Raw genomic sequence first — 21,552 nt, forward strand, 5'->3', positions numbered from 1 at the left:
AATAATAACAATTATAAAAAAGACAACTCCCATACCAGCAAGCAATATTAAGGAGTGAACAGAACAGGATGAACAATGCAACCGAAGTGTGGCGCACCCGGCTGGAAGCTGAGCTGTTAGACAACATTCTCGGCTTCTGGATGAAGCAGACCATCGACGAAACTCATGGCGGCTTTATCGGTGAGATGAACAACCAGCTGCAGGTGATACCCGGTGCAGACAAAAGCCTTGTACTGAATGCACGGATTCTCTGGACATTTGCAAGTGCTTACAGAATCTATGGAACGGCAGAATATTTGACTATGGCGGAACGCGCCTATGATTATCTCATTCAGTATTTCACAGATCCCGAATTTGGCGGATTCTTCTGGATGGTGGATGAGCACGGCGCTGCTTCCCAGCCTAAGAAGCAAATCTACGGACTCGCTTTTGTCATCTATGCCTTGGCTGAGTACCATCATGCCACCGGCCGGAAAGACGTCCTGCGCCAAGCAACCCAATTGTTCCATTTGATTGAGAAGTACGGTTATGACCCTCTTCACACAGGGTATATCGAAGCCTTGTCACAGGAGTGGGAGATGACCGACTCCCTAAGCCTCAGTTCGAAGGATATGAATGAGAAGAAATCCATGAATACGCATCTGCATGTACTGGAAGGGTACACCGGCTTGTACCGGGTGTGGAAGTCAGAGCTTCTTCGTAACAAGCTAGCTGAGCTGATCGAAACCATGCTGGAGCATATTCTGGATTCGGACGGCAAGCACTTCCATCTGTTCATGGATGAAGAGTGGCGGGTGAAGTCAGAGCTTATCTCCTTCGGCCACGACATAGAAGGAAGCTGGCTGCTCTATGAAGCTGCGGAGACCCTTGGGGACGAGGAGCTGCTTGGGCGTGTGCGCAAGGCATCCCTGTCGATGGCCGAAGCTGCGCTGGCAGAGGGGATTGAAGTGGATGGCGGAATCTGGAATGAGGCCTATCGTAGCGGACTCATCGATAAAGCCCATGAGTCCAGGGACTGGTGGCCGCAGGCTGAAGCCATGGTCGGATTCTACAATGCGTATCAGTTAACCGGAGATTCGCGGTTCCTGGAAGCCGCTGAGAACTCATGGAGCTTCACAGAGAAATATATTATTGATCATAAGCTGGGCGAATGGCACTGGGGTGTAGATGAATCCCTGCAGCCGCTGGCTCATACTCCCAAGGTGAGCGCCTGGAAATGTCCCTATCATAACAGCCGGGCCTGCTTCGAGATGATTAGACGGCTTGGCGAACCATTACATGTAGAGGAGATTATTTAATGAGCACAATCTTTGAACAACGGAAGCAGGCGTTGACGCAGCGCTATGAAGCTCTCATCGGCCGCACCAATGAGAAGCTGCCTTACGGCAACGGTATTTATGACCGCTACAAGTATCCCCTGCTCACTGCGGAGCACGCCCCCCTGATCTGGCGTTACGACTTCAATGAAGAGAGCAACCCTTATTTCGCAGAGAGAATCGGAGTGAACGGCGTATTCAATCCCGGCGCCATTGAGCTGAACGGCAAATTCTACATCATTGCCCGTGTGGAAGGCCATGACCGCAAATCCTTCTTCGCTGTTGCCGAGAGCAGCAGCGGGGTGGACGGCTTCCGCTTCTGGGATCACCCGGTAGTGCTTCCCGAGACCGCAGACCCGGATATTAACGTCTACGATATGCGCCTTGTGCAGCATGAAGACGGCTGGATCTACGGCCTGTTCTGCAGCGAACGCAAGGACCCGGACGCTCCCCCTGGTGATTTGTCCAGCGCAGTTGCCCAGTGCGGCATTGCCCGCACCAAGGATCTCAAGACCTGGGAGCGTCTCGCCGATCTTAAGACCAGCTCCGCCCAGCAGCGCAACGTGGTCCTGCATCCAGAGTTCGTTGACGGCAAGTATGCCTTCTACACGCGCCCGCAGGACGGGTTCATCGACGCCGGTTCCGGCGGCGGCATCGGCTGGGGCTTATCGGAGCAGATTGAGAACGCTGTTATCACCCGTGAGACGATTATAGACCAGCGCTACTACCATACCATCAAAGAGGTCAAAAACGGCCAAGGGCCGGCCCCGATCAAAACACCGCTCGGCTGGCTGCACATCGCCCATGGTGTCCGGGGCACCGCTGCCGGACTGCGCTATGTGCTGTATGCCTTCTTGTCTGATCTTGCAGAGCCTAACCGCGTAACTCATGCCCCAGGCGGGCATTTCATTGCTCCGGACGGCGAAGAACGCGTCGGTGACGTATCTAACGTTGTCTTCTGCAACGGTATAATCGCCCGTGATAACGGCGAGGTCTTCATCTATTACGCTTCCTCCGATACCCGCATCCATGTAGCCACCACTACCATAGATCAACTGCTGGATTATGTCGTGAATACTCCTGAAGATCCGCTTCGTTCCTATGCTTGCGTACAGCAGCGTATCGCTTTGATCGAACGGAACCTGCAATTGAAATAACGCAAACAAGCGGAAACGGTACCGTCCTTTTAGAGGACGGTACCGTTTTAGCGAGAAATAGAAGGATAAGTTATCGTGTGCAACATATAAATTCTTATATTTAAGCTAAAGCTCCACTTTGTGGGGTTATTTTGCTGCTTCAAGCCCGGGGATTTCCCACAGAGTCGCGGTGGACGATATCTGCGGAGATCAGAATTTTCTCCAGCGGTACAGCGGGATTCTGGATACGGTTCAGCAGCTTCTCTACAGCTGCCCGGCCCATAGCCTCCTTAGGAACATGCACGGTTGTAAGCGGAGTAACCCCCCGCAGGGAATCCTCGATATTGTCAAAGCCTGTGACCGAAATGTCAGCGGGAATAGCAAGCCCGGCTTCCCGCAACACTTCGCTAACAGCAAGAGCGGTGAAGTCGTTCGCGCATACGAGCGCAGTGGGCAAGGTATCCGACTCTTGTCGTGCGGCGACCCAGCGTCTGAATTCTTCACGGAGCGCTTCGTCATACATCCCTTCCAGCAGCAGCTCATCATCGATAGCCGGGGGCTTCAGCTGACTCTCCTCCAGCGCGCTGCGGAACCCTATCCAGCGGTCACGGAAGCTGCAGGAGTAACGGATACTGCCGACAAAGTGAAATAACGTATGTCCGGTGCCAATCAGATGATTGACGAGCCGGGTCATCGAATCGATGTTATTCGCAAATACCGTATCACACGGAATTAAAGCATCCTCATGGTCGATCATGACCAGCGGAAGCCCGATCCGATGCACCTCTAGCAGCAGTGAGGTGGAGATCTGCCCAACTCCGATCAGACCGAGCAGGCCGTCCGGATTAAGGACATTTACGAAATTATCGGCCCGGTGCTCTGAGATGATCACCATGCCCAGCCCCTCCTGATCCAGCGCCAGCGCAATGCCATCTACGATTTTGCCCCAATATAGTGAATCCTGGGTCTGAGAGCGGATATTGGGCATCAGCACCAGCACGGACTGCTTATTGCGGTCTTGCTCTCCAGACAGAGAACGGCGCTTGGGACTTTGCACATAGGCGTTTTTTTGGGTGAAATATCCAAGCTGAGAGGCAGCTTGAATCACCCGCTCACGGGTGGTCTCATTGACCCCCTCCTTGCCGGAGAGCGATTTGGATACGACGAACTTGGAGACCCCAAGATGATCGGCTATTTTTTGCATCGTTACTTTTTTGGCCACAACACTACCTCCAGAATTTGATCTTGCTTACTGTGCAGACCCCGGCGGTTACGGGACAGACTGCTGACTCATGCGCGCTTCCTTCCATTTCGCATTCAACTGGTCAAAGGACTTCTGCAGATCCGGTGCCGCGAGCACATCCTGAATATAATCGCCCGACCAGAAGCTCAGCTTCGTCCGGTTCGCCAGATCAATGAAAGCATCCGTCTGCACCGTAGCCTCAACCAGCTTTGGGTGATAGGAGAGGAACTCGCTGTATTGCTGTAAAGCGGGTTCGTCCGAACCCTTCGCCGGAAGAAATCCCCAATCTCTCGCATACGACGTTTCTGTAATGAAATACTCCAGCCAAGCCATCGCAAGCTCTTTATTGCGGCTGTACCTGCTAACCCCCATGAACCAGTCGGGATTCAGCGCAGCATAGTGGACCTGGTGATTATCATAGGGAAAAGGAAAGAAGCCGATATCCTCCGGTGAAGCACCTGCATCCATAATCTGCCGGATGGTCCAGTTCCCCTGGAGATACATGCCCGCTTCTCCTTTGGCCAGCCTGGCTTTGGAGATCTCCCAGCTGTTGGAGAATAGCTGTTCCTCGACATAGCCCTTGGCCAGCATCGTCCTGGCAATTCCCAGAGCCTGCCCCCATTCGTTACCGATCTGCCAAGGGCTGTCCTCATGGACCATATCATTCAAATAATCAGGGTTACCCGTCATATAATTAACCAGGTTATTGCCCCACTCCCGCAGCGGCCAGACTGCCCCGTAATTCATATACAGCGGGATAATGCCCGCCTGCTTCAGCTTGGCACAGGCCGCGTAGAACTCATCCAGCGTCTGCGGTACCTGCTCAATTCCCGCCTGCTCAAAAGCCTTTTTGTTGTAGACGATTCCGCTCGTAGTCGTACCTGTAGACAGACCGTACCGCTTGCCGCCAAAGGTTGCAAAGGTCGTGAATCGCTCCTGCGCCGCGAGCTCCCCGCTCAAAGGCTCGAAGAAAAGCTCCAGCTCCTTCGCAGGCAGATTGACCGGCAGCAACAGCACATCCCCTGTATCCTTGGTGGACAAGCGGACCAGGATATCCGTGGCATAGTTAGAAAGCCCCTCGAATTCCACATGCGCCTCAGGATACCGCTTCCTGAATTCATCCGCGTAGTCCCTGAAGGTCCCATTCTCAATCAGGTCAATCCGGTTCGTCAGCATCACGATGGTCCCGGACAGCCCCGAAGCCGCTTCCTCTCCGGCAGAAGCCGCCGGGACCGATGCCGACCCTCTACTGCTACAGCCGCTTGCCAGCAGGAGCAGCATCAGCAGCAGTACAGTATACACCGGAAAGCGTACAATCCTCCATCTCAAGCTCATTCCTCCTTAAAAGGATCTTCCCTTCCATTCCCGGCGGCAAGCCCCGGCAGCGGTAATGACAAGATTACATCCGTCCCCTCGCCCGACTTGCTGAACACCTCAATCCCATAGGCCGGACCGTAATGAAGCTGAAGGCGCTGGTGTACATTGGCCATGCCAATCCCTCCATTAATGCTCTTCTTCGGGGGTAGCTCGTGCCGGAGCCGCTCCCTTAGCTTATCTAGTGTAACCTGATCCATTCCGCAGCCGTTATCACGGATATGGAACAGAAGCTTCTGCTCTGTATACTCACACTTGATGCTCAGCTGCATCCGGGATTTGGTATCATCCAGCCCGTGATAAGCAGCATTCTCAATAATCGGCTGAAACACCAGCTTAATCATGGAATAGCTGTCAAGCGCCTCTGGAACATCAATCGTCAGCTCAAATCTGCCAGGATACCGGCTGCCCAGCAGCTCCACGTAGTTACGCACATACAGCAGCTCTTGCTTCATCGTCGCCCAGCCGCTCAAGTCACTGGTGCTATAGCGCAGAAGCTTCCCCAGAATGGAGATCATGTCAGCGGCTTCCACATCATCATTAATCTCTGCGGTCATCCGGATGGTTTCAAGCGTGTTATAGATAAAATGCGGATTGATCTGGCTCTGAAGCGCCTGCAGCTCCGCCTCCTTCTTCTGCTCCTCAATCTGATAAATATCCTGAATCAATTGACGAATACGGGCCAGCATCCGGTTGAATTGATGCCCCAGGAGACCAATCTCGTCACGGCGTTTAATGCGGAAGGTCACATCAAGGTCGCCGTTCTGTACCTTTTTCATAAGCTGGATCATCTGGGTTAGCGGCTTGGTCAGGGCAAACGACAGAATGAGCGAGATGATCAGGGCCAGCACAATGATGATTAGAGTAGCACCTATAGTTGCATTGCGGGTCAGCTTCACTCCACGGGTCAATTCGTCCACCGGTATGGAAATAATCACCTTCCAATTCGTCTTGGTTGAGCTTGAATAAATATTAAGCCGGTCTTTGCCGGATACGGTGTCATAAAAGCTCCCGGAGCTCCCTTCCGCAGCACGGAATAAGGAGGACCGGGAAATATCCGCAGTCAGCAGCTTCTGCTCACTGTCATAGATGACTTTGCCCGCTTGATCCACAAGGATAGATTTCCCCCGGGTCACCTTGTCCAGCTCCGCCACCTGATTCTCCAGATTACTGAAGTTAGCCTCCACTGCGATCAGGCCGGCTGGCTTCCATAGCCCGTCCAGAATGGGACGCACCACCGTAAAAGCATATCGGGTACTCTGCAAATTGCTTGTATATGCCTGTGTTCCCAGCAGGGTCGCTTCTCCGCCGGAGCCCTTTACCTGCTCGCTCCAGAACCTGTAGCTCTGCTGAAGATCCAGCCGGACTCCCCCATCCTTGGCAGAATAATAACCATTCCCGTAGGCATCAAAAATATAGACCGAATTGGTTCCCCGCTTAATATTGTTAATAAATGATATATTCTCTTCGATGCCGCGCTGAATGGACAGCAGGAGATCCAAATCACCGGGAGCCACCTGAGCCGTGTCCTGCTTGCCTTCCATCATCTGCTTTTGCTCATAATAGCGATTCGAGCGGATCAGGTTCTGCTTAATCTCATTGACGTAGGCGGGCATGGATGAAATCCGTTTCATATCTTCTATGTAATCATCGATGGAATCCATCATTTGATCAATCAGCTTCTCGGAATAGGCGATCGTGTTCGCCTGGATGGATTCGGAATAGCTCTTGAAGCTGATCACACTGATGAAGGACAGCGGGAGCGTAATAATGACCAGAAATACCAGGAACAGCTTGCGCTCCATGGACATGTCCTCGATATAAGACCACCAGTTGTGATTGCGTGCTGCTCTCATTCGGCCTTCTCCCAGGTTCAAATTACATAACTAATCCAGCAAACAACAATAACAAAACCCTAACAAAACCATTATACGCATTCGCTTAAGGATGTACAAGGACCTATAACCCTGCAAGGCCAATATACAGAAAAGGGCGTCACGCAGCCAAATATCGGCTTGCGTGACGCCCTTGCTTCAGATCCGGAACGGTTCTGATGTTTATTTGATCGTAAACAGCGACAGCTTGCTCTCCAGCTGGGTGGAAGCCCCTTGCAGCTTGTTCGACAAGGCTACCAGATGATCACTGACATTCTGCTGCTCACTGCTGAGGGATGCTACCTCTTCCGAGGTTGCCGAGGATTGCTGCGCTACCGCACTCACATTCCCCATAGCATCGGACAGCACACCCTGTGAATGGTTCAGACTGTCGATGGCCCCTGTTACAGACTCCAGACTCATAATGAAGTCTTCCATCTGACCCTTCACGGACACGAAGATCTCACTGGTACTCTTCACGGACACCATCTGCTGCTTGAACAGCGGAGCCACTTCAGACAGGACAGCAACCGTCTCATCCATCTCAGCTACGATCTTATCTGTAATTCCGGCGACCAGAGCAATGGATTGCTTGGATTGGTCGGCAAGCTGCCGGACCTCCCCTGCGACTACCATGAAGCCACGGCCGGCTTCGCCTGCTCTCGCTGCTTCAATCGTTGCATTGAGAGACAGAATGTTCGTCTGCTGGGTAATATTCTTCATCACATCCAGCACCTTGATTACGGAATATACCGTTTCCTTGAGGTTATTGACTCTATCCACCAGAGCAGAGGTCATTTCACCTGTGCGTCCGGTCTGATCCAGCAGCTCTTCCAACTGTACAGCACCCTGTCCGCTGGCTTCCCCAACTCCACGGGCTGCCTGATCCATCTCAGAGTTGGCTGCAATAACACTCTGCATCTGCGTAGCAATCAGGTCAGTCAGCTCATTGCCGCGCTCGGCTTCCTGGGCCAGACTTCCCGCACCACCGGCAATCTCTTCCGTGGCCGCAGCAATCTCCTTGGCGGAGATCGCCGTCTTGCGCGAGGCATCCCCCAGCTCACCCGCAGTCTCAAGGACTTCGCGGGCTGTATCTGTAGTCTGGGCGACCAGCTCCGTAATCTTACCCATCATCATATTGAAGGAGGCCGACAGCTGGCCGATCTCATCCTTCGAGACATACTGCGTGCGGACACTCAGGTTACCTTCGGCTCCCTCCAGCATCAGGTCCTTCAAGCGTGCCAGCGGCTTGGCGATCATCTGGACCATCCAGAAGCCGACAACCATAGCAAGCAGGGCTGCCGCTCCGGCAGCAAGGAAGGTGGTAAACAGAATCGGCGTGGCAGCTTGAACCAGTTCTCCGGTAGGAACTACACCGGCAAGCTTCCAGTCTGCCTTCTGCATCGGGTTGTATACAGCAAGGATATCCTGGCCGTTCTCATCCTTCGCTTCCGTGCTTTCATTGTTCACCTTGCTGTCCTTGATGAAATTCAGTACGGTGGCTTTGCCGTCCTCTTCAGGCTGTGAGGAAGCTACTACCGTTCCATCCGGGGCAACGAGTTGAATCCGCGAGCCATCGCCAAGCTCTACGCTCTTGAAGGCTTCTTCCAGGAGGGTGCTCTTCAGCTCCAGCATGACTACATATGAGGCATTGGAGCCCAGATTCTTAAGCGTTCTGACCATGGCCAGATTCTTGCCGCCGCTGCCTTCAACGGCTGTAGGGAACCAGTAGTTCTGGGCGGATTTGGCTTCTGCCGTATAATAAGGCTCATAAGAGCTTGAATTCTTGACCACGGTCTTGTACCATTCCTGTGCTCTCACATCATCGCCTGCGAGACCGGTGCTTCCGCTGGAGACGATCCCCATCTCAGGGTCCTCCGGAATAAGTGATATGGCGACGATATTGGCATCTGTTGTAGTCTGGCTGGACAGCTTCTTGCTGATCGCATCCGTAGCCACGAACTTATCATAGCTGCTCTTCGCCGAAGACAGCTCTGTCAGATTCGCCTGCATCTGTGTATCAAAATATAACTGAAGTGCGAGACTCTCATACTGCTTCAAGGTAATGTCCAGCTTCTCTGAGGTCTGAATAATCGTCTGCCGGTTCGCTTCAGACACATTATCTTTAATTGTATTCTTCGCTTTGTTGTAAGACAGAAGTCCTAAGAACAGGACCACCACCACGATAGAAGATAAGAAGATCAGGAACAGCTTCACCCCAACGGATTTGGTCGGGTTCACCCTCTTTACCTGGCGTAGTGAGCCGTTCAATACTGTCTTGTAATTTCTCTTCTCTGCCATAGTACTTGTTGTCTGTGAAGCTTCTGTCTTCTGGGCCTTAGCCTTTTGTGTGCTCTTTGGCTTTTTACTGTTTTTCGCCACTTTTACCCTACTCTCCTTCGTTTTATCTGTCTTTTTGTCCGGATTGGGAGCTCCCATAACCATCACCTGCCTATCGCCTAGAATGGAAGATATATGTAAGCGTTACCTGCCCTATATATCGGCACAAAGTCTCATTTTTCTTAGCATTATTTGCAAATTGCTTCAATACTCATATATTTTTGTCGAATTGCATAGGCAATTTGATGCAAAATAACCCCACAAAGTGGAGCTTTAGCTTCGATGCTTAATCAGATACTTTGCGGGGGCCCCAAAACACCTCCTTTTTTAGCACGCAAAAAAAAGAAATGCCCTTGTGTAAACGGGCATCCCTTAGTTTGTAAAGCCATTATTTTCGCTTGCGCATCATATCGAAATAAGCAACAGGCTGATCTACTTTCATCCGCACACGCTGAAGCGGGTGACGGGCCACATCCAGCGGATTGCCGGCCTCATCCCACAGCTCTCCAACAGTCTGCTTGAAGAAGGTGTCATCCGGGCCGAAGAATTCAACTTCCTGTCCCGGCTTGAAGTTATTGCGCTGCTGAACGAGCGCCATCCCGCTCTCTGCGTCATACTCCAGCACCAATCCCGCGAAATCATACGGAGCCGCCTTCTCTTCCGGTTCATAGATATGGTCCTCATGGTCCGGTGTGTCGTAGAAGAAGCCAGTATTCAGCGGACGGTTAGCCGCCTTCTGCAGCTCCTCCAGCCATTCGGGCTTCAGTACATACCCTTCCGGGTCGGCCATGTAAGCATCTATGGCTTTGCGGTAGGCATTCACTACGGTCGCCACATAGTGAATCGATTTCATCCGGCCCTCAATCTTGAAGCTGTCGATCCCGGCTTCAATCAGGTCGGGAATACTCTCCAGCATACACAGGTCTTTCGATCCCATAGTGAACGGGTTGTCCTCGGGCTGATGCAGCGGCAGCTGGGTAATTCCGGGCTGCAAGGCCTGAGGCGCTTCAGCTTGTTCCTCTTCGGATACCCAGTTCCCTTCGGGACGGGCATCTTCGAACAGATCATACTTCCAGCGGCACGATTGGCAGCAGCCCCCGCGGTTGGAGTCACGGTCGGTGAAGTGGTTGGATAACACACAGCGTCCGGAGTACGAGGAGCACATCGCACCATGGATGAAGCTCTCGATCTCAATATCCACATGCTGCTTGATCTCGGCGATCTCCTCCAGGCTAGTCTCCCGGCCCAATACTACGCGCGGCAGACCTTCCTCCTTCCAATAGGACACTGCCTGCCAGTTGAGCGTGGACTGCTGGGTGCTTAGGTGCACCTCAAGACCCGGCACCAGGCGCAGGGCAGTATCGACAATCACCGGATCGGCTACGATAATCGCTGCAATTCCGGCCTCATATAAATTACGCAGGTATTCTTCAATCCCCGCGACATCTTCATTGTGAGCATAGATATTGGTGGCTACGAATACTTTGGCACCATATTTCTTGGCAAATTCAACGCCCTCGCGCATTTCCTCGAAGGTAAAATTATCTGCGCCTGAGCGCAGGCCGTACTTTTGTCCTCCGATATAGACTGCATCCGCGCCATAATGCACGGCGAATTTCAATTTCTCTAAGTTTCCTGCCGGAGCCAGGAGCTCCGGTCTGTCCAGACGGTAACGCTTGCCCTTGAACTGGGGCTTGGTCATGGTTCCCATTCCTGTTCTCCTTTCGTTGTCTCATCTTCTGCAAGATTTTAAAGCATACATCGGGTGGTACACGCTGCTGCGGTGAATTTGGACTTTCGGCCGCTGTTAGGTTTGGATTTCTTCATTTAAGCTGCGGTCCGCAGTTGAAATCCAAACCTAAAGGCGGACGCTACCCGCTCCTGCAGTTCCAAATTCCCCTCCGCCGCTGAACCCAATGATGATGGGATAAACCTTACAAGAGCTGAGACAATACCTTTTATTTATATATTAATATACCTGCTCTTTATAGAAGAAGCCGAACGACAGTTCACGCTCAGGGTCCTGCAAGGCACGGACCTCCTCCAGCCAAGACTCCTCGAATGCATATTCAGCCGGATCAGCGGCGTAGACGTCCATGGCGTGACGGTAAGCCTTGACGACAGCCACATTATAAGCCACCGGCTTCAGCAGACCCTCGATCTTCAGGCTGTGTACGCCAGCTTTTAACAAGAAATGAAGATCCTCCAGAATGCAAATATCATCCGAGCTCATAATATGCGTGCCGTTCTCGTCTTCATAGATCGGGAACTTCTCATTCGGGCGCTCCGCTTCAATCAGGAACAGCCCGCGCTCCTTGCCCAGGCTTCCGCCATCGCTTGGACGGCCCTGGTGGGACATATAGCTTGCAACCAGCTTGCGCTTGGAATGATAGATATTCGTCATGCCATGTACCTGAACCTGGGCTTCCACTTCCAGATGAGGGACCATTTCGGTCATCTCATCCATATTCAGCTCGCGTGCCAGAACGACCCGCGTGGCTCCCTTACGGCCCCAGTAATTGGCTGTAGCATAGTTGGTCGAGGTCATTTCCGCATTCCAGTGCAGCTTCATTCCCGGCGCTTCGGCTTTGACGGCCGCCAGTACGGCGGGATCACCGAACTCTACCCCATCCACACCCAGCTCGCCGATCGCCTTCACATAAGCCGGAAGCTCCTCCAGCATGGTATTTGGAATCAATCCATTGATGCTTACATATACCTTACCGCCCCGGGCATGTGCCAGCTTAACTACTTCGGCCGTATCTTCAAGTGTAAAATGTCCGGCAAGACGCATACCAAAGCGGTCATCGCCTACCAGCAGCGCACTCGCTCCTGCATCCAGCAGCGCTGTCGCTTCTTCCAGAGAAGCCGCTGTCGCCAGCAGCTCCGGTGTGTTATTCATTGTGTTACCTCCTGTGCGTTGCTCATCCTTACTATTGTAGCGGGTTCTTACGGATTTTGTTTACTTTTTTGAATATTGGCTAAATGTTCCTTGTAGGTTCTGGCAAATAAATGCCCCTGTGAGCCGTCCTTCTTAGTGACGTAGAAGAAATAATCCGAGACCTCCGGCGTCATAGCTGCTTCAATCGACGCCAGCCCGGGGCTGCTGATCGGTCCAGGCGGCAAGCCTGCCTGCTTATACGTATTATAAGGACTATCCACCTTCAAATCCTTCTCATACAACCGCTCTTTCTGCTTGTCCAGTAAGTACTGGACGGTAGCGTCGATCTCCAGCTTCTGCCCTTTATCCAGTCTATTATAGATAATACCGGCCACCAGCGGACGTTCCTTGTCTACTACCACCTCACGCTCCACCAGTGAAGCTACGGTCAGCAGCTCATGCAGGGAGAGCCCGCGGTTCGCCAGCTTGGCCTTCCACTCTGGAATCGTATCCAGCTTCTTCACCAGCTGCTCCAGCATCGCCCCGATGACTTCCTGCGGGGTGCTGTCCTTAGCCAGTTCATAGGTCTCCGGGAAAAGATACCCCTCCAGCCGGTGGCGCAGCAGCGGATTGTCCGGAATCTCCAGCTTGCTTACGGCTTCCATGCCCTTACCGGAATCAATCAGCGCAAGGAAGACCTCCGGCTTCTGATTCCATGCAGCGGCCAGCTTCTCTGCCACCTGGACCGCAGTATACCCTTCAGGAATTGTAAAAGTAACGGTAGCTTCCTTCACAACATCTCCGGCATTCAACCGGCTGATCAGCGTATCGTAGGAGTCGCCGGGGCTTACCTGATACGTGCCGGCCTTGAAGCTGGAGCCTTCCTGGACCCATTTCAGATAGCCTTTGAAGAACAGGCTGTGCTTGATAATGCCCTCTTGCTCAAGCAGGTCGGCGATTTGCGAGCTTCCCATACCCTTCTCTATCGTAACCGTTACGGCCGGCCCTGCGGGCTTGACCGGCTGCATTCCATTCCAGATGTACCATGCTCCTCCTCCTGCAGCTGCTGCCAGGACCAGAATTAAGATAAGCACAGTGCGGATCACGGCTTTCAAATGTTACGCCTCACTTTCCGACTATAAAGTATAAAATTGTATTGTCCAAAATTCAACCTATTTTTATAGCATAAGCTTTTTTCAGGCAAACGGAAAGATCCTTTCGCTCCTCATAAGCAAAAAGAGCGCGGAAAAATTCCGCCCTCTTCCGTATCTGCCATACATGAAGTTGCTACAGACGCCTATTCGCTATCCGCAGGGAAGGTGAGCTCATCGTACAGCTCGGAAATATCCTCCCACTCTTCATCGTCCATAATGCTCTCCAGTTCCGGAAGTCCGTCCGGAGAAACTACGATGCGCAGAATTTCCTGCTCCGCAGCTCTTCCCGATCCGGCCAGAACGGCATAAGCACGGTCACCCACAGCAAATTCTGCAATAATATCGTAAACGGAAGACTTGCCCTGCTCATCCTCCAGTTCTACTGTTTCTCCATATACTTCCTTGAGCTTAGAAGTCCATACCGCCTGATCAGCGGAAAACTCAGTCATTCTCTGCTCCTCCATCAAGCTCGTCAACCAAGGTATTGAAGGTCTCCTCTACGATGGCCCACTCCTCATCGTTCTCAATCATGAAGAGCTGCAGATCGTCGCCGTCTTCCTCGTAACGGAACGCGTAGACCTCATCTGTCTCCTCATCCTCGGAATCAAGCGGAACCACCATCATATACTTGGCATCCGATCCGTCCACTTCAAACTTCATGATGACCTCGAATTCCTCTTCATTACCTTCCTCATCGGGAATATAGATAATTTCCGGTTCCTCTTCTTGGCCGATCTGTTCGTTTGTCATATCCGCACACCCCTCACCTTTTACTGTTAGCATCCAAAAAATTTTGCAAAATCAGCGCTGCGGCCATTTTGTCCACCAGCCCCTTGCGTTTCTTCCGGCTGACGTCCCCGTCTATCAGCACCCGCTCAGCAGATACCGTCGTCAGACGCTCATCCCAAAGGTGTACGGGTAAATCGAGTTGCTCCCGAAGCTTATCTGCGAATTCGATGCAAATTTCACCACGGGGTCCTACGGAGCCGTTCATGTTCTTCGGCAGCCCGACAACAATCTCGCCGATTTCGTACTCCTTGACCAGTTCACGGATACGTTCGAATTCATTGCCGTTTCCACGCCGCTCAATAGTCTCCAGAGATTGTGCTGTCCATCCGAAAATATCGCTTGTGGCGACACCGATTCTGCGGTCGCCGTAATCCAGTCCCAGCTTCTTCATCATTTGGGCTGGTCCACCCGATGATTGGCCAGATAGAAACGGACCAGTTCTTCGATCAGCTCATCACGCTCTTTCCTCCGGACCAAACTTCTCGCATTGTTGTGGCGTGGAATGTAAGCCGGATCTCCTGAAAGAAGATATCCTACGATCTGATTGATCGGATGATATTCTTTCTCCACCAGCGCGTCGTACACGGCGAGCAGTATTTCCTGGGGAGAGGCTTCCTTTTCGTCGCCCTTCACATTGAATTTGACCGTTTTGTCCATGGAGTCCATGTGGTGACACCTTCCTTCTGCAAAATCACCCTGATTCGGGCGGCTTCGCAAAGTTGCTGCTGTACAGCTCACTTGCTGCCCTCATCATAACATATTCATGCCCCAACGAGGAAATCCTGCCATGGTTAAAGCGCTTTTTTTGGCATTTTGTCTACAAAACCAGATGTTTTTTTGGGTTTTAAGCTATTGCAAGCCCTGGGTCAATAATGAATAACCCCAAAAAATATACATTGTGTGAATAAAGCAGCGGCACCGAGGAAATGCCCTCAGTACCGCTGCTTCCCAACCCTTGATAGAAATCCACAGTTTCTTACAGACAAGAATCACTGCATACTGCTTAAGCCTGTGCGGCTACCAGTTCCTCTGCCTTCTTCAGGGCTTCGCCCAGCTTGGAAGCGTCCTTGCCTCCGGCCTGCGCCATATCCGGACGTCCGCCGCCGCCGCCGCCGCAGACGGCAGCGATCTCTTTCACCAGCTTGCCGGCGTGGAAGCCCTTCTTCACCAGCTCCTGAGGCACGGCGACCACGAAGTTCACCTTGTCCTCCATTGCAGCACCGAGCACCAATATGGCCTCCGGGAGCTTGGACTTCAGTTCGTCCGCTGTCGAGCGCAAAGCATCGATATTGCCGGCTTGCACAGAGACCGCAAGAAGCTGCGTTCCTCCGCCTACTGTGACTACACTGCTGGTCAGCTCTGCTGCGAAGGTTGCGCTCAGCTTGGACTGAAGCGATTCATTCTCACGGCCCAGCTCGCGTACCTGGGCATGCAGCGCCTCGATCCGCTTCGGCACATCGGTCAGCGACGATTTCAGCAGGGCTGCCGATTGCTTCAGCAGGTCCAGCTGACTCTCCGTGAACTGATAGGCATAACGGCCAGTCACAGCTTCAATCCGGCGCACCCCGGAACCGATGCCGCTCTCGCTGAGCAGCTTGAAGATTCCGATCTGCGCTGTATTAGACACATGGCATCCGCCGCACAGCTCCAGGCTGTAGTCGCCGACTTGAACGACACGGACAACATTGCCGTATTTCTCTCCGAAGAGGGCCATCGCTCCCATGGCTTTGGCTTCATCTATCGGCTTATTCTCAATGACTACAGGAAGGCTGCGCCAGATCTGGGCGTTCACGCGCTGCTCGATATCGCTTAGCTCCTCTGGAGTGATGGCTCCAAAATGCGAGAAGTCGAACCGCAGGCGTGAGCCTTCTACTAAAGAGCCTGCCTGATTCACATGGCTGCCCAGCACTTCCTTCAGCGCCTTGTGCAGCAAGTGGGTAGCCGTATGGTTCTTCACGATATCCTCGCGCTCCGCCCGGTTCACTTCGGCACGGACGGTATCGCCTACCTTCAGATCGCCTGCTTCCACCGTAACCAGATGAACATGCTGTCCGTGCGGTGCTTTGAATAGCCCAGTTACCTTAGCTGTCACCGATCCGCCGCTCAGAACGCCGGTGTCGCTGACTTGGCCGCCGCTCTCTGCATAGAACGGTGTTGACTCCAGGATGACCTGGCACTCAGCGCCTTCGCTTACTGTATCCTGAAGCGCACCGTCTACCACAATTGCCAGCACCTTGGACTCTGTTACCGTGTCATTATATCCAACAAATTCACTTTTAACCGTCAGCTCGGCCAGGGCACCGCCCTGAATCTTCATGCTGGCGCTGTCCTGACGGGCAGCTCTCGCCCGGTCACGCTGCTCCTGCATCGCGGCATCGAAGCCGGCGCGGTCAACGGCAAGCCCCTGCTCGGATGCAAAGTCCTCAGTCAGGTCAAACGGGAAGCCATACGTGTCATAGAGCTTGAATGCATCGGCACCGGCAATGGTGCTCAGGCCGTCCGCTTTGGCTTTGGCGCTGATCTCCCCGAGGATCGCCAGACCATCGGACAGCGTCTCGTGGAAGCGTTCCTCTTCCAGACGGATGATTTTGGCGATATAATCGCGGTTCTCGACCACGGAAGGATAATAGACTCCCATAATCTCTCCAACGGTCTCAGTCAGCTCATGCAGGAACGGACGGTCCAGTCCCAGCGTCTTGCCGTAGCGTACGGCGCGGCGGAGCAGACGGCGGATAATATAGCCGCGTCCTTCATTGGAAGGAAGCACGCCGTCCCCCACAGCAAATGTAACGGTACGTACATGGTCAGCAATGACTTTTAGCGCGATATCCTGTTCAACATTATCCTTGTAGGTTACACCGGCAAGCCCGGCGGTCTTCTGGATAATCGGTTGGAACAGATCGGTATCGAAGTTGGAGTCAACATCCTGCAGAATCGAAGCGAAGCGCTCCAGACCTGCGCCGGTATCAATATTCTTGTTGGGAAGCGGCGTATAGCTGCCGTCCTTATTATGGTTGAACTGTGAGAATACGAGGTTCCATACCTCCAGCCAACGCTCATTCTCGCCGCCCGGATACATCTCCGGATCACTCATATCACTGCCGTACGCTTCACCGCGGTCATAGAAAATCTCCGAGCACGGGCCGCACGGGCCTTCGCCGATATCCCAGAAGTTCTCGTCGCCAAGCTTGATGATGCGTTCTGCGGGCAGGCCGACCTTCTCATTCCACAGCTTGAACGCTTCTTCGTCCTCGGCATACACGGTAACGGAAATCCGGTCGCCGTCGAAGCCGATCCACTCCTTGCCGGTCAGGAATTCCCAGGCCCAGGTAATGGCCTCTTCCTTGAAGTAATCGCCGATGGAGAAGTTACCCAGCATCTCAAAGAACGTATGGTGACGGCGCGTCTTGCCCACGTTCTCAATATCATTGGTGCGGATACATTTCTGCGAATTGGTCAGGCGGGGATTCTCTGGAATCTCCCGGCCGTCGAAGTAGGCCTTCAGCGGCGCCATGCCTGCGTTAATCCACAGCAGCGAAGGGTCATTGTGCGGAACGAGCGAGGCGCTCGGCTCAATACGGTGGTTCTTGCTCTCAAAAAACTGCAGCCATTTGGAACGGATTTCACTTGCTTTCATCATGTACAGCTCCCGTCTCTTCATTAAAATGCGGCACGCTGGCCGGAAAACACATTGTTGCCGTAACCGTTACACGAAAAATCAAAAACAAAAAACGCCCCTGAATGAAATTCAGGGACGATGATTATCGCGGTACCACCCTGGTTATCGCCTTAATCCGTGAACACGGACAACTGCAGACGATCGCCTTGTGCGGCTGTTAACGGGTGCCCCCGGCGGGATTGTCCCCGCACTCCGAAATCAGCTTTCGGCCGGTCTGTCTCCCAGGTTCTCACACCCGATGCGGACCATCCGCAAAGGAACCTGTTCTCTGATGAAGCATTCTCCGGCGTACTTGTTTTCATCAACGCTTTGTCCGATTTGCTTTTTAACATTTCAAGTATAGCCAGCGGGTGGATATCTGTCAATCACAGGCCGCAATTTGCCGCAACAGAAGCCCATAATCGCTATGAAAAAGGTTATTTACAGCGCTTACACTCAGGCGTATAATTTAATTATTCATAGCGTCGAGACGTAGCTCAGCTTGGTAGAGCGCTTGCTTCGGGAGTAAGAGGCCGCAGGTTCGAATCCTGTCGTCTCGACCATAACTAATTAAGATTCGCGGCTTTGGGGCCGCGATTTTTTGGCATTTAAGAGCGAAGTACCAATATAAGCTTTATTTTCACTCTGCTTGTGGGTCTGTCATCATCCCGTGTTACTGTACAACAACAATTATGGTTAACCGTTCATACTCCGGAAGCAATTCCTCTTCTTCTGTCATATCAAGCACCGGTGAACCGTCAGAGCGGAAATGTACAGGACGTATGCTTGCATGCCGGAACCCGCCGTTAACCTCACAAGCATGGTACACGTTGAACCAATTACCATCCTCGTCCTGTACGAACGAATTATGCCCCGGGCCATACTGGCCCGGGTGGCTCAGTGAATGCATCCATGGATAATTAGACTTCCGCCAGGCTGCCGGATTCAGCGGATCGCCAGCCTTCATCAGTTCCAGCATGCCGACCGTATAGGTAGGCCCTACACTTGATCCGGAATATACCATATATACGGCATCCTCGTGTTTCAGCACATAGGGCCCTTCCGCTACACCAGAGGCTACCTTACCGTTACGATCCCAGCCATATTCATTTTGACATATTTTCACGGGATTACTGGTCAACCGCCATGGCATGTCCGGGTCCACTGTGGCGATATACAGAGAGGCCAGCTCTTGAACTTCCTTGTGCCACTTCGGCTGCGACCAGCAGACATAAGATTGTCCGCCATATTCAAAATAAGTCATGTCCAGATTAATGTTGCGTTCCCGTTCCGCCAAATCACCTAATACCCTTCCATGTCGGTCCAGCACTCGTAACGGTGTCTCCCAATGGTCTCTGTTTAGCGGATCATTCCCGGTAAGCACCGCTACATGCGCCTGAACACCTGTCCAGCTGTTATTGACACTTATCGCCAAAAAACAATACAATCTTCCATGAATAAGATGCAATTCAGGCGCCCAGTGTTCCCCTCTCCGCTCGCCGTCTGGAAGGGTTCCATCCCATAATAGAGTTTCTGCAGCCTGTCCATCCTGAAGCCCTTCAAGGGTGTCTGCGGAGCGGATATAGATTCTTCGCTGTCCGTCATCATCCGTAGAAATGAAGTAATACCGGTTATTCAGCCTGATGATCTGCGGATCTGGCCGTGTCATCATCATGGGGTACGGGAAGCGGTGACGAAGCACTTCTCCATCCAGCTTGTAAGTACCGGGCTGTGACAAATTTACGGTGGCAAGTGCAGCAGGATCAATGATGAGCCGCTTCTCATTGACACTGCCGTCGGAATATACGGTTGTCACACGCCAATGGTCCGGCAGCGGATCTCCCGCCTGCAATTCAATAACCGGCACACTCACCGATACATTGCATACCCGTCCCAGCTTGTTTTTAAGATAGATCGCTTCTGATCGAGTCAGTGCAATCCGTTGTCCTGTTAGCGCACCCTTCATACTCAGTTCCTGCAGCAGCACCGGAAACCTCTCTCCCGGCTGACAATCAACTAGGGTGATAAAATCCTTCGTCATTCCAAAATAAGATTCGCCGCCTTCATCTTTCCATCCAATCCGGTATAACCTAGTAGCAGCATCCAGTTCACAAGAATAATCCAGGATAACCTTGGAGCTTAAAACTATGTGTTCCTTCTCTTTATAATGAACGAAGTCTTTGGTTTCAAAGTAGAGCAGCTCTCCTGGCCGATCTCCCTTCCCTTCATGATTAAGCGGAGTCGCTAAAATTCCAAAACCCCCATCGGTAAGCCGGAAGCACCGCGGCATACCTAGGAGCCTGGTTTCCCCCTGTACTGAATGATAATAATCGGCTTTGGCGAATAGTACGCCATAGTTATCGTTAAGAGCTTCATAGCCTTCCCCTGTCATGTCAAGCGCCAGATGAAGGCTATTCGCAACAAAAAGGCTGTATACATTGGCATTCTCATCCGGCTCACGTGTGTAACCGGCCAGCCAGCAACTGCGTTCTCCCAGCATGCGCACCTTGTAAGTGTAAGACTCCTTCAATGTAACTGCGGTCAGCTGTATTTCCGGACCCAGCTCATCTACAGGTGAGACGAGTCTCCCCGGCCCGGCCCATACATCCGGCTGCGAAGACTTCCATTCCACAGCTTGTCCGCTAATGGTGGAGGGAAGCACCGTGCCGGGAGGCAGATAGTAGGGCAGCAATAAGGGAGTGTCGCTGAAACCCCAATTTCGAATGTGAGGATGATTCATAGCAGATAGCCGCCTTTCACTAGGATGGATTCATGATTTCACAGAACGGACAGGAGGGAACTCTTTCCCCCACCTGTCCAATATTGCCTCGTACTCCGATTGGGTAATGGGCAGAATTGTGCCATGCCGTTTCTTCAGCTGGCCGAAGGAATACTCTTCCGGTGCAGGTATGCGCCAGCAGTCTCCGGTAGTGTCACCGATATTCGATGTAAGAATCGGCAGATAGCCCTGTTCTGTGGCGTATTGATCTACAAGCAGCCCCCATTGCTCATCGTGGTTGAACTTGAAGAACTCCGGTCCTTCCACATCTTTGCCGGTCAAACCAAGCCCTAGTGACTCCAAAGTTGAGATGATCTTCCATTCTCCCAAAAGATGATCGCTCGACTCAATCGTGATATGACCATCGCCAGAAGCACGGTAATATCTGCCCTCGGCTCTGATGATTGTCGTATCGATAACAGTCTGATGTTCCCCCCGGGTGATAAACAGCTCTGCCTCCGTGAACGTGCGGAAATCTTGTGTTTTGCTGGCGTAAATATGCAGCCCCCTGCCCATACCGTCAGCAGCCTCTCTGCTGGAAGCCCAAAACACCAGATAATCCTCTGCTTCCTCATCATAGATCGCTTCTGGAGCCCAGGCGCAGCCTGCTTCCTTAGGAGCAATCTCCACCCTCCGGGGCTCCGACCAATTCACTAAATCGGGAGATTCCCAGACTATAATAGAGCGGCTTCCAGTAACCGTTGCATTCGAATCTGTCCACCCTCCCCGGTGATAAATGCTAAGATCGGTTGCTAACAAATAAAAGCAGCTGCCATCCGCACTCCGAAGTAAAAATGGGTCCCGTACCCCCCGTTCTCCAACGGTAGAGTACAGTACGGGTTGTTTGTGATTTAAATCCTGCCAATGCAGACCGTCCTGGCTAACCGCAAAGTAGATCTGCTCGCCGTCCTCTTGTTCTCCAATGAAATGGGCAAACAGATAAGCATGTAAAGCTTGCTTGCCTGGCAAAAAAGCTAGTGTATCCATAAGAACCCCCCAAGAACAAGA

16 protein-coding genes and 1 tRNA gene are annotated in these 21,552 nt (G+C 52.4%); 3 read left to right on the forward strand and 14 right to left on the reverse strand.

Annotated features, from left to right (window positions below; genetic code table 11):
* Window positions 1-68: 68 nt before the first annotated feature.
* Both C173_RS03805 and C173_RS03810 read left to right on the forward strand, forming a co-directional pair.
* On the forward strand, window positions 69-1,298 hold the full coding sequence (locus C173_RS03805; RefSeq protein ID WP_036722591.1) for an AGE family epimerase/isomerase: 1,230 nt from the start codon (window positions 69-71) through the stop codon (window positions 1,296-1,298).
* A complete protein-coding gene (locus tag C173_RS03810) occupies window positions 1,298-2,473 on the forward strand; it encodes a glycoside hydrolase family 130 protein (protein WP_036722592.1) in 1,176 nt (391 codons plus the stop codon). The genes C173_RS03805 and C173_RS03810 overlap by 1 nt, the downstream gene beginning before the upstream one ends.
* A gap of 139 nt (window positions 2,474-2,612) precedes the next feature.
* Here the strand turns inward: C173_RS03810 and C173_RS03815 are convergent, their stop codons facing one another.
* From C173_RS03815 to alaS, 12 genes are all read right to left on the reverse strand, one after another.
* Window positions 2,613-3,674: a LacI family DNA-binding transcriptional regulator gene (locus C173_RS03815; protein ID WP_036722594.1), complete on the reverse strand. Its 1,062-nt coding sequence runs from the start codon at window positions 3,672-3,674 to the stop codon at window positions 2,613-2,615.
* A gap of 48 nt (window positions 3,675-3,722) precedes the next feature.
* A complete protein-coding gene (locus C173_RS03820; RefSeq protein WP_051477797.1) occupies window positions 3,723-5,024 on the reverse strand; it encodes an ABC transporter substrate-binding protein in 1,302 nt (433 codons plus the stop codon).
* Window positions 5,025-5,026: 2 nt separating this feature from the next.
* Window positions 5,027-6,925 (reverse strand): cache domain-containing sensor histidine kinase, encoded by a 1,899-nt coding sequence (locus C173_RS03825; RefSeq protein WP_051477798.1) that lies wholly within the window; start codon window positions 6,923-6,925, stop codon window positions 5,027-5,029.
* Window positions 6,926-7,126: 201 nt separating this feature from the next.
* A complete protein-coding gene (locus C173_RS03830; RefSeq protein ID WP_235191751.1) occupies window positions 7,127-9,244 on the reverse strand; it encodes a methyl-accepting chemotaxis protein in 2,118 nt (705 codons plus the stop codon).
* A gap of 427 nt (window positions 9,245-9,671) precedes the next feature.
* Window positions 9,672-10,994: a peptidase U32 family protein gene (locus C173_RS03835; protein ID WP_036722597.1), complete on the reverse strand. Its 1,323-nt coding sequence runs from the start codon at window positions 10,992-10,994 to the stop codon at window positions 9,672-9,674.
* Window positions 10,995-11,252: 258 nt separating this feature from the next.
* Window positions 11,253-12,185 (reverse strand): peptidase U32 family protein, encoded by a 933-nt coding sequence (locus C173_RS03840; RefSeq protein ID WP_036722599.1) that lies wholly within the window; start codon window positions 12,183-12,185, stop codon window positions 11,253-11,255.
* Window positions 12,186-12,232: 47 nt separating this feature from the next.
* Window positions 12,233-13,279 carry an endolytic transglycosylase MltG gene (gene mltG, locus C173_RS03845; RefSeq protein WP_200869505.1) on the reverse strand — a complete coding sequence of 349 codons (1,047 nt, stop codon included), beginning with the start codon at window positions 13,277-13,279 and terminating at the stop codon, window positions 12,233-12,235.
* Window positions 13,280-13,461: 182 nt separating this feature from the next.
* Window positions 13,462-13,767 carry a DUF1292 domain-containing protein gene (locus C173_RS03850; RefSeq protein WP_036722601.1) on the reverse strand — a complete coding sequence of 102 codons (306 nt, stop codon included), beginning with the start codon at window positions 13,765-13,767 and terminating at the stop codon, window positions 13,462-13,464.
* A complete protein-coding gene (locus C173_RS03855; protein WP_036696606.1) occupies window positions 13,760-14,068 on the reverse strand; it encodes a DUF1292 domain-containing protein in 309 nt (102 codons plus the stop codon). The genes C173_RS03850 and C173_RS03855 overlap by 8 nt, the downstream gene beginning before the upstream one ends.
* 13 nt (window positions 14,069-14,081) lie before the next feature.
* Entirely contained in the window at window positions 14,082-14,498 is a 417-nt protein-coding gene (ruvX, locus tag C173_RS03860) for a Holliday junction resolvase RuvX (protein ID WP_200869510.1), read from the reverse strand.
* Window positions 14,498-14,773 (reverse strand): IreB family regulatory phosphoprotein, encoded by a 276-nt coding sequence (locus tag C173_RS03865; RefSeq protein ID WP_036696603.1) that lies wholly within the window; start codon window positions 14,771-14,773, stop codon window positions 14,498-14,500. Before C173_RS03865 ends, ruvX begins: the two co-directional genes overlap by 1 nt.
* Before the next feature lie 337 nt (window positions 14,774-15,110).
* Window positions 15,111-17,744, reverse strand: coding sequence for an alanine--tRNA ligase (gene alaS / locus C173_RS03870; protein WP_036722604.1), 2,634 nt, complete (start codon window positions 17,742-17,744; stop codon window positions 15,111-15,113).
* Window positions 17,745-18,251: 507 nt separating this feature from the next.
* Here alaS and C173_RS03875 point away from each other — a divergent pair.
* Window positions 18,252-18,328 (forward strand) — tRNA-Pro (locus C173_RS03875).
* A gap of 110 nt (window positions 18,329-18,438) precedes the next feature.
* Here C173_RS03875 and C173_RS03880 read toward each other — a convergent pair.
* Both C173_RS03880 and C173_RS03885 read right to left on the reverse strand, forming a co-directional pair.
* Window positions 18,439-20,505, reverse strand: coding sequence for a family 43 glycosylhydrolase (locus tag C173_RS03880; protein ID WP_081750994.1), 2,067 nt, complete (start codon window positions 20,503-20,505; stop codon window positions 18,439-18,441).
* A 30-nt stretch (window positions 20,506-20,535) separates the two neighbouring features.
* Window positions 20,536-21,531, reverse strand: a complete 996-nt coding sequence (locus tag C173_RS03885; protein WP_051477800.1) for a glycoside hydrolase family 43 protein — start codon at window positions 21,529-21,531, stop codon at window positions 20,536-20,538.
* Between the last annotated feature and the right edge of the window lie 21 nt (window positions 21,532-21,552).

The sequence above is a fragment of the Paenibacillus sp. FSL R7-277 genome, from assembly GCF_000517965.1.
GTDB classification, from domain to species: Bacteria; Bacillota; Bacilli; order Paenibacillales; family Paenibacillaceae; genus Paenibacillus_AQ; species Paenibacillus_AQ silagei.

Bases quoted from the DNA above. Each gene is read 5' to 3' on its own strand.
- C173_RS03805 (WP_036722591.1), top strand. From the start codon at position 69: ATGAACAATGCAACCGAAGTGTGGCGCACCCGGCTGGAAGCTGAGCTG.
- C173_RS03810 (WP_036722592.1), top strand. From the start codon at position 1,298: ATGAGCACAATCTTTGAACAACGGAAGCAGGCGTTGACGCAGCGCTAT.
- C173_RS03825 (WP_051477798.1), bottom strand. From the start codon at position 6,925: ATGAGAGCAGCACGCAATCACAACTGGTGGTCTTATATCGAGGACATG.
- C173_RS03830 (WP_235191751.1), bottom strand. From the start codon at position 9,244: ATGGCAGAGAAGAGAAATTACAAGACAGTATTGAACGGCTCACTACGC.
- C173_RS03835 (WP_036722597.1), bottom strand. From the start codon at position 10,994: ATGGGAACCATGACCAAGCCCCAGTTCAAGGGCAAGCGTTACCGTCTG.
- C173_RS03840 (WP_036722599.1), bottom strand. From the start codon at position 12,185: ATGAATAACACACCGGAGCTGCTGGCGACAGCGGCTTCTCTGGAAGAA.
- C173_RS03850 (WP_036722601.1), bottom strand. From the start codon at position 13,767: ATGACTGAGTTTTCCGCTGATCAGGCGGTATGGACTTCTAAGCTCAAG.
- C173_RS03855 (WP_036696606.1), bottom strand. From the start codon at position 14,068: ATGACAAACGAACAGATCGGCCAAGAAGAGGAACCGGAAATTATCTAT.
- ruvX (WP_200869510.1), bottom strand. From the start codon at position 14,498: ATGAAGAAGCTGGGACTGGATTACGGCGACCGCAGAATCGGTGTCGCC.
- C173_RS03865 (WP_036696603.1), bottom strand. From the start codon at position 14,773: ATGGACTCCATGGACAAAACGGTCAAATTCAATGTGAAGGGCGACGAA.
- alaS (WP_036722604.1), bottom strand. From the start codon at position 17,744: ATGAAAGCAAGTGAAATCCGTTCCAAATGGCTGCAGTTTTTTGAGAGC.
- C173_RS03880 (WP_081750994.1), bottom strand. From the start codon at position 20,505: ATGAATCATCCTCACATTCGAAATTGGGGTTTCAGCGACACTCCCTTA.
- C173_RS03885 (WP_051477800.1), bottom strand. From the start codon at position 21,531: ATGGATACACTAGCTTTTTTGCCAGGCAAGCAAGCTTTACATGCTTAT.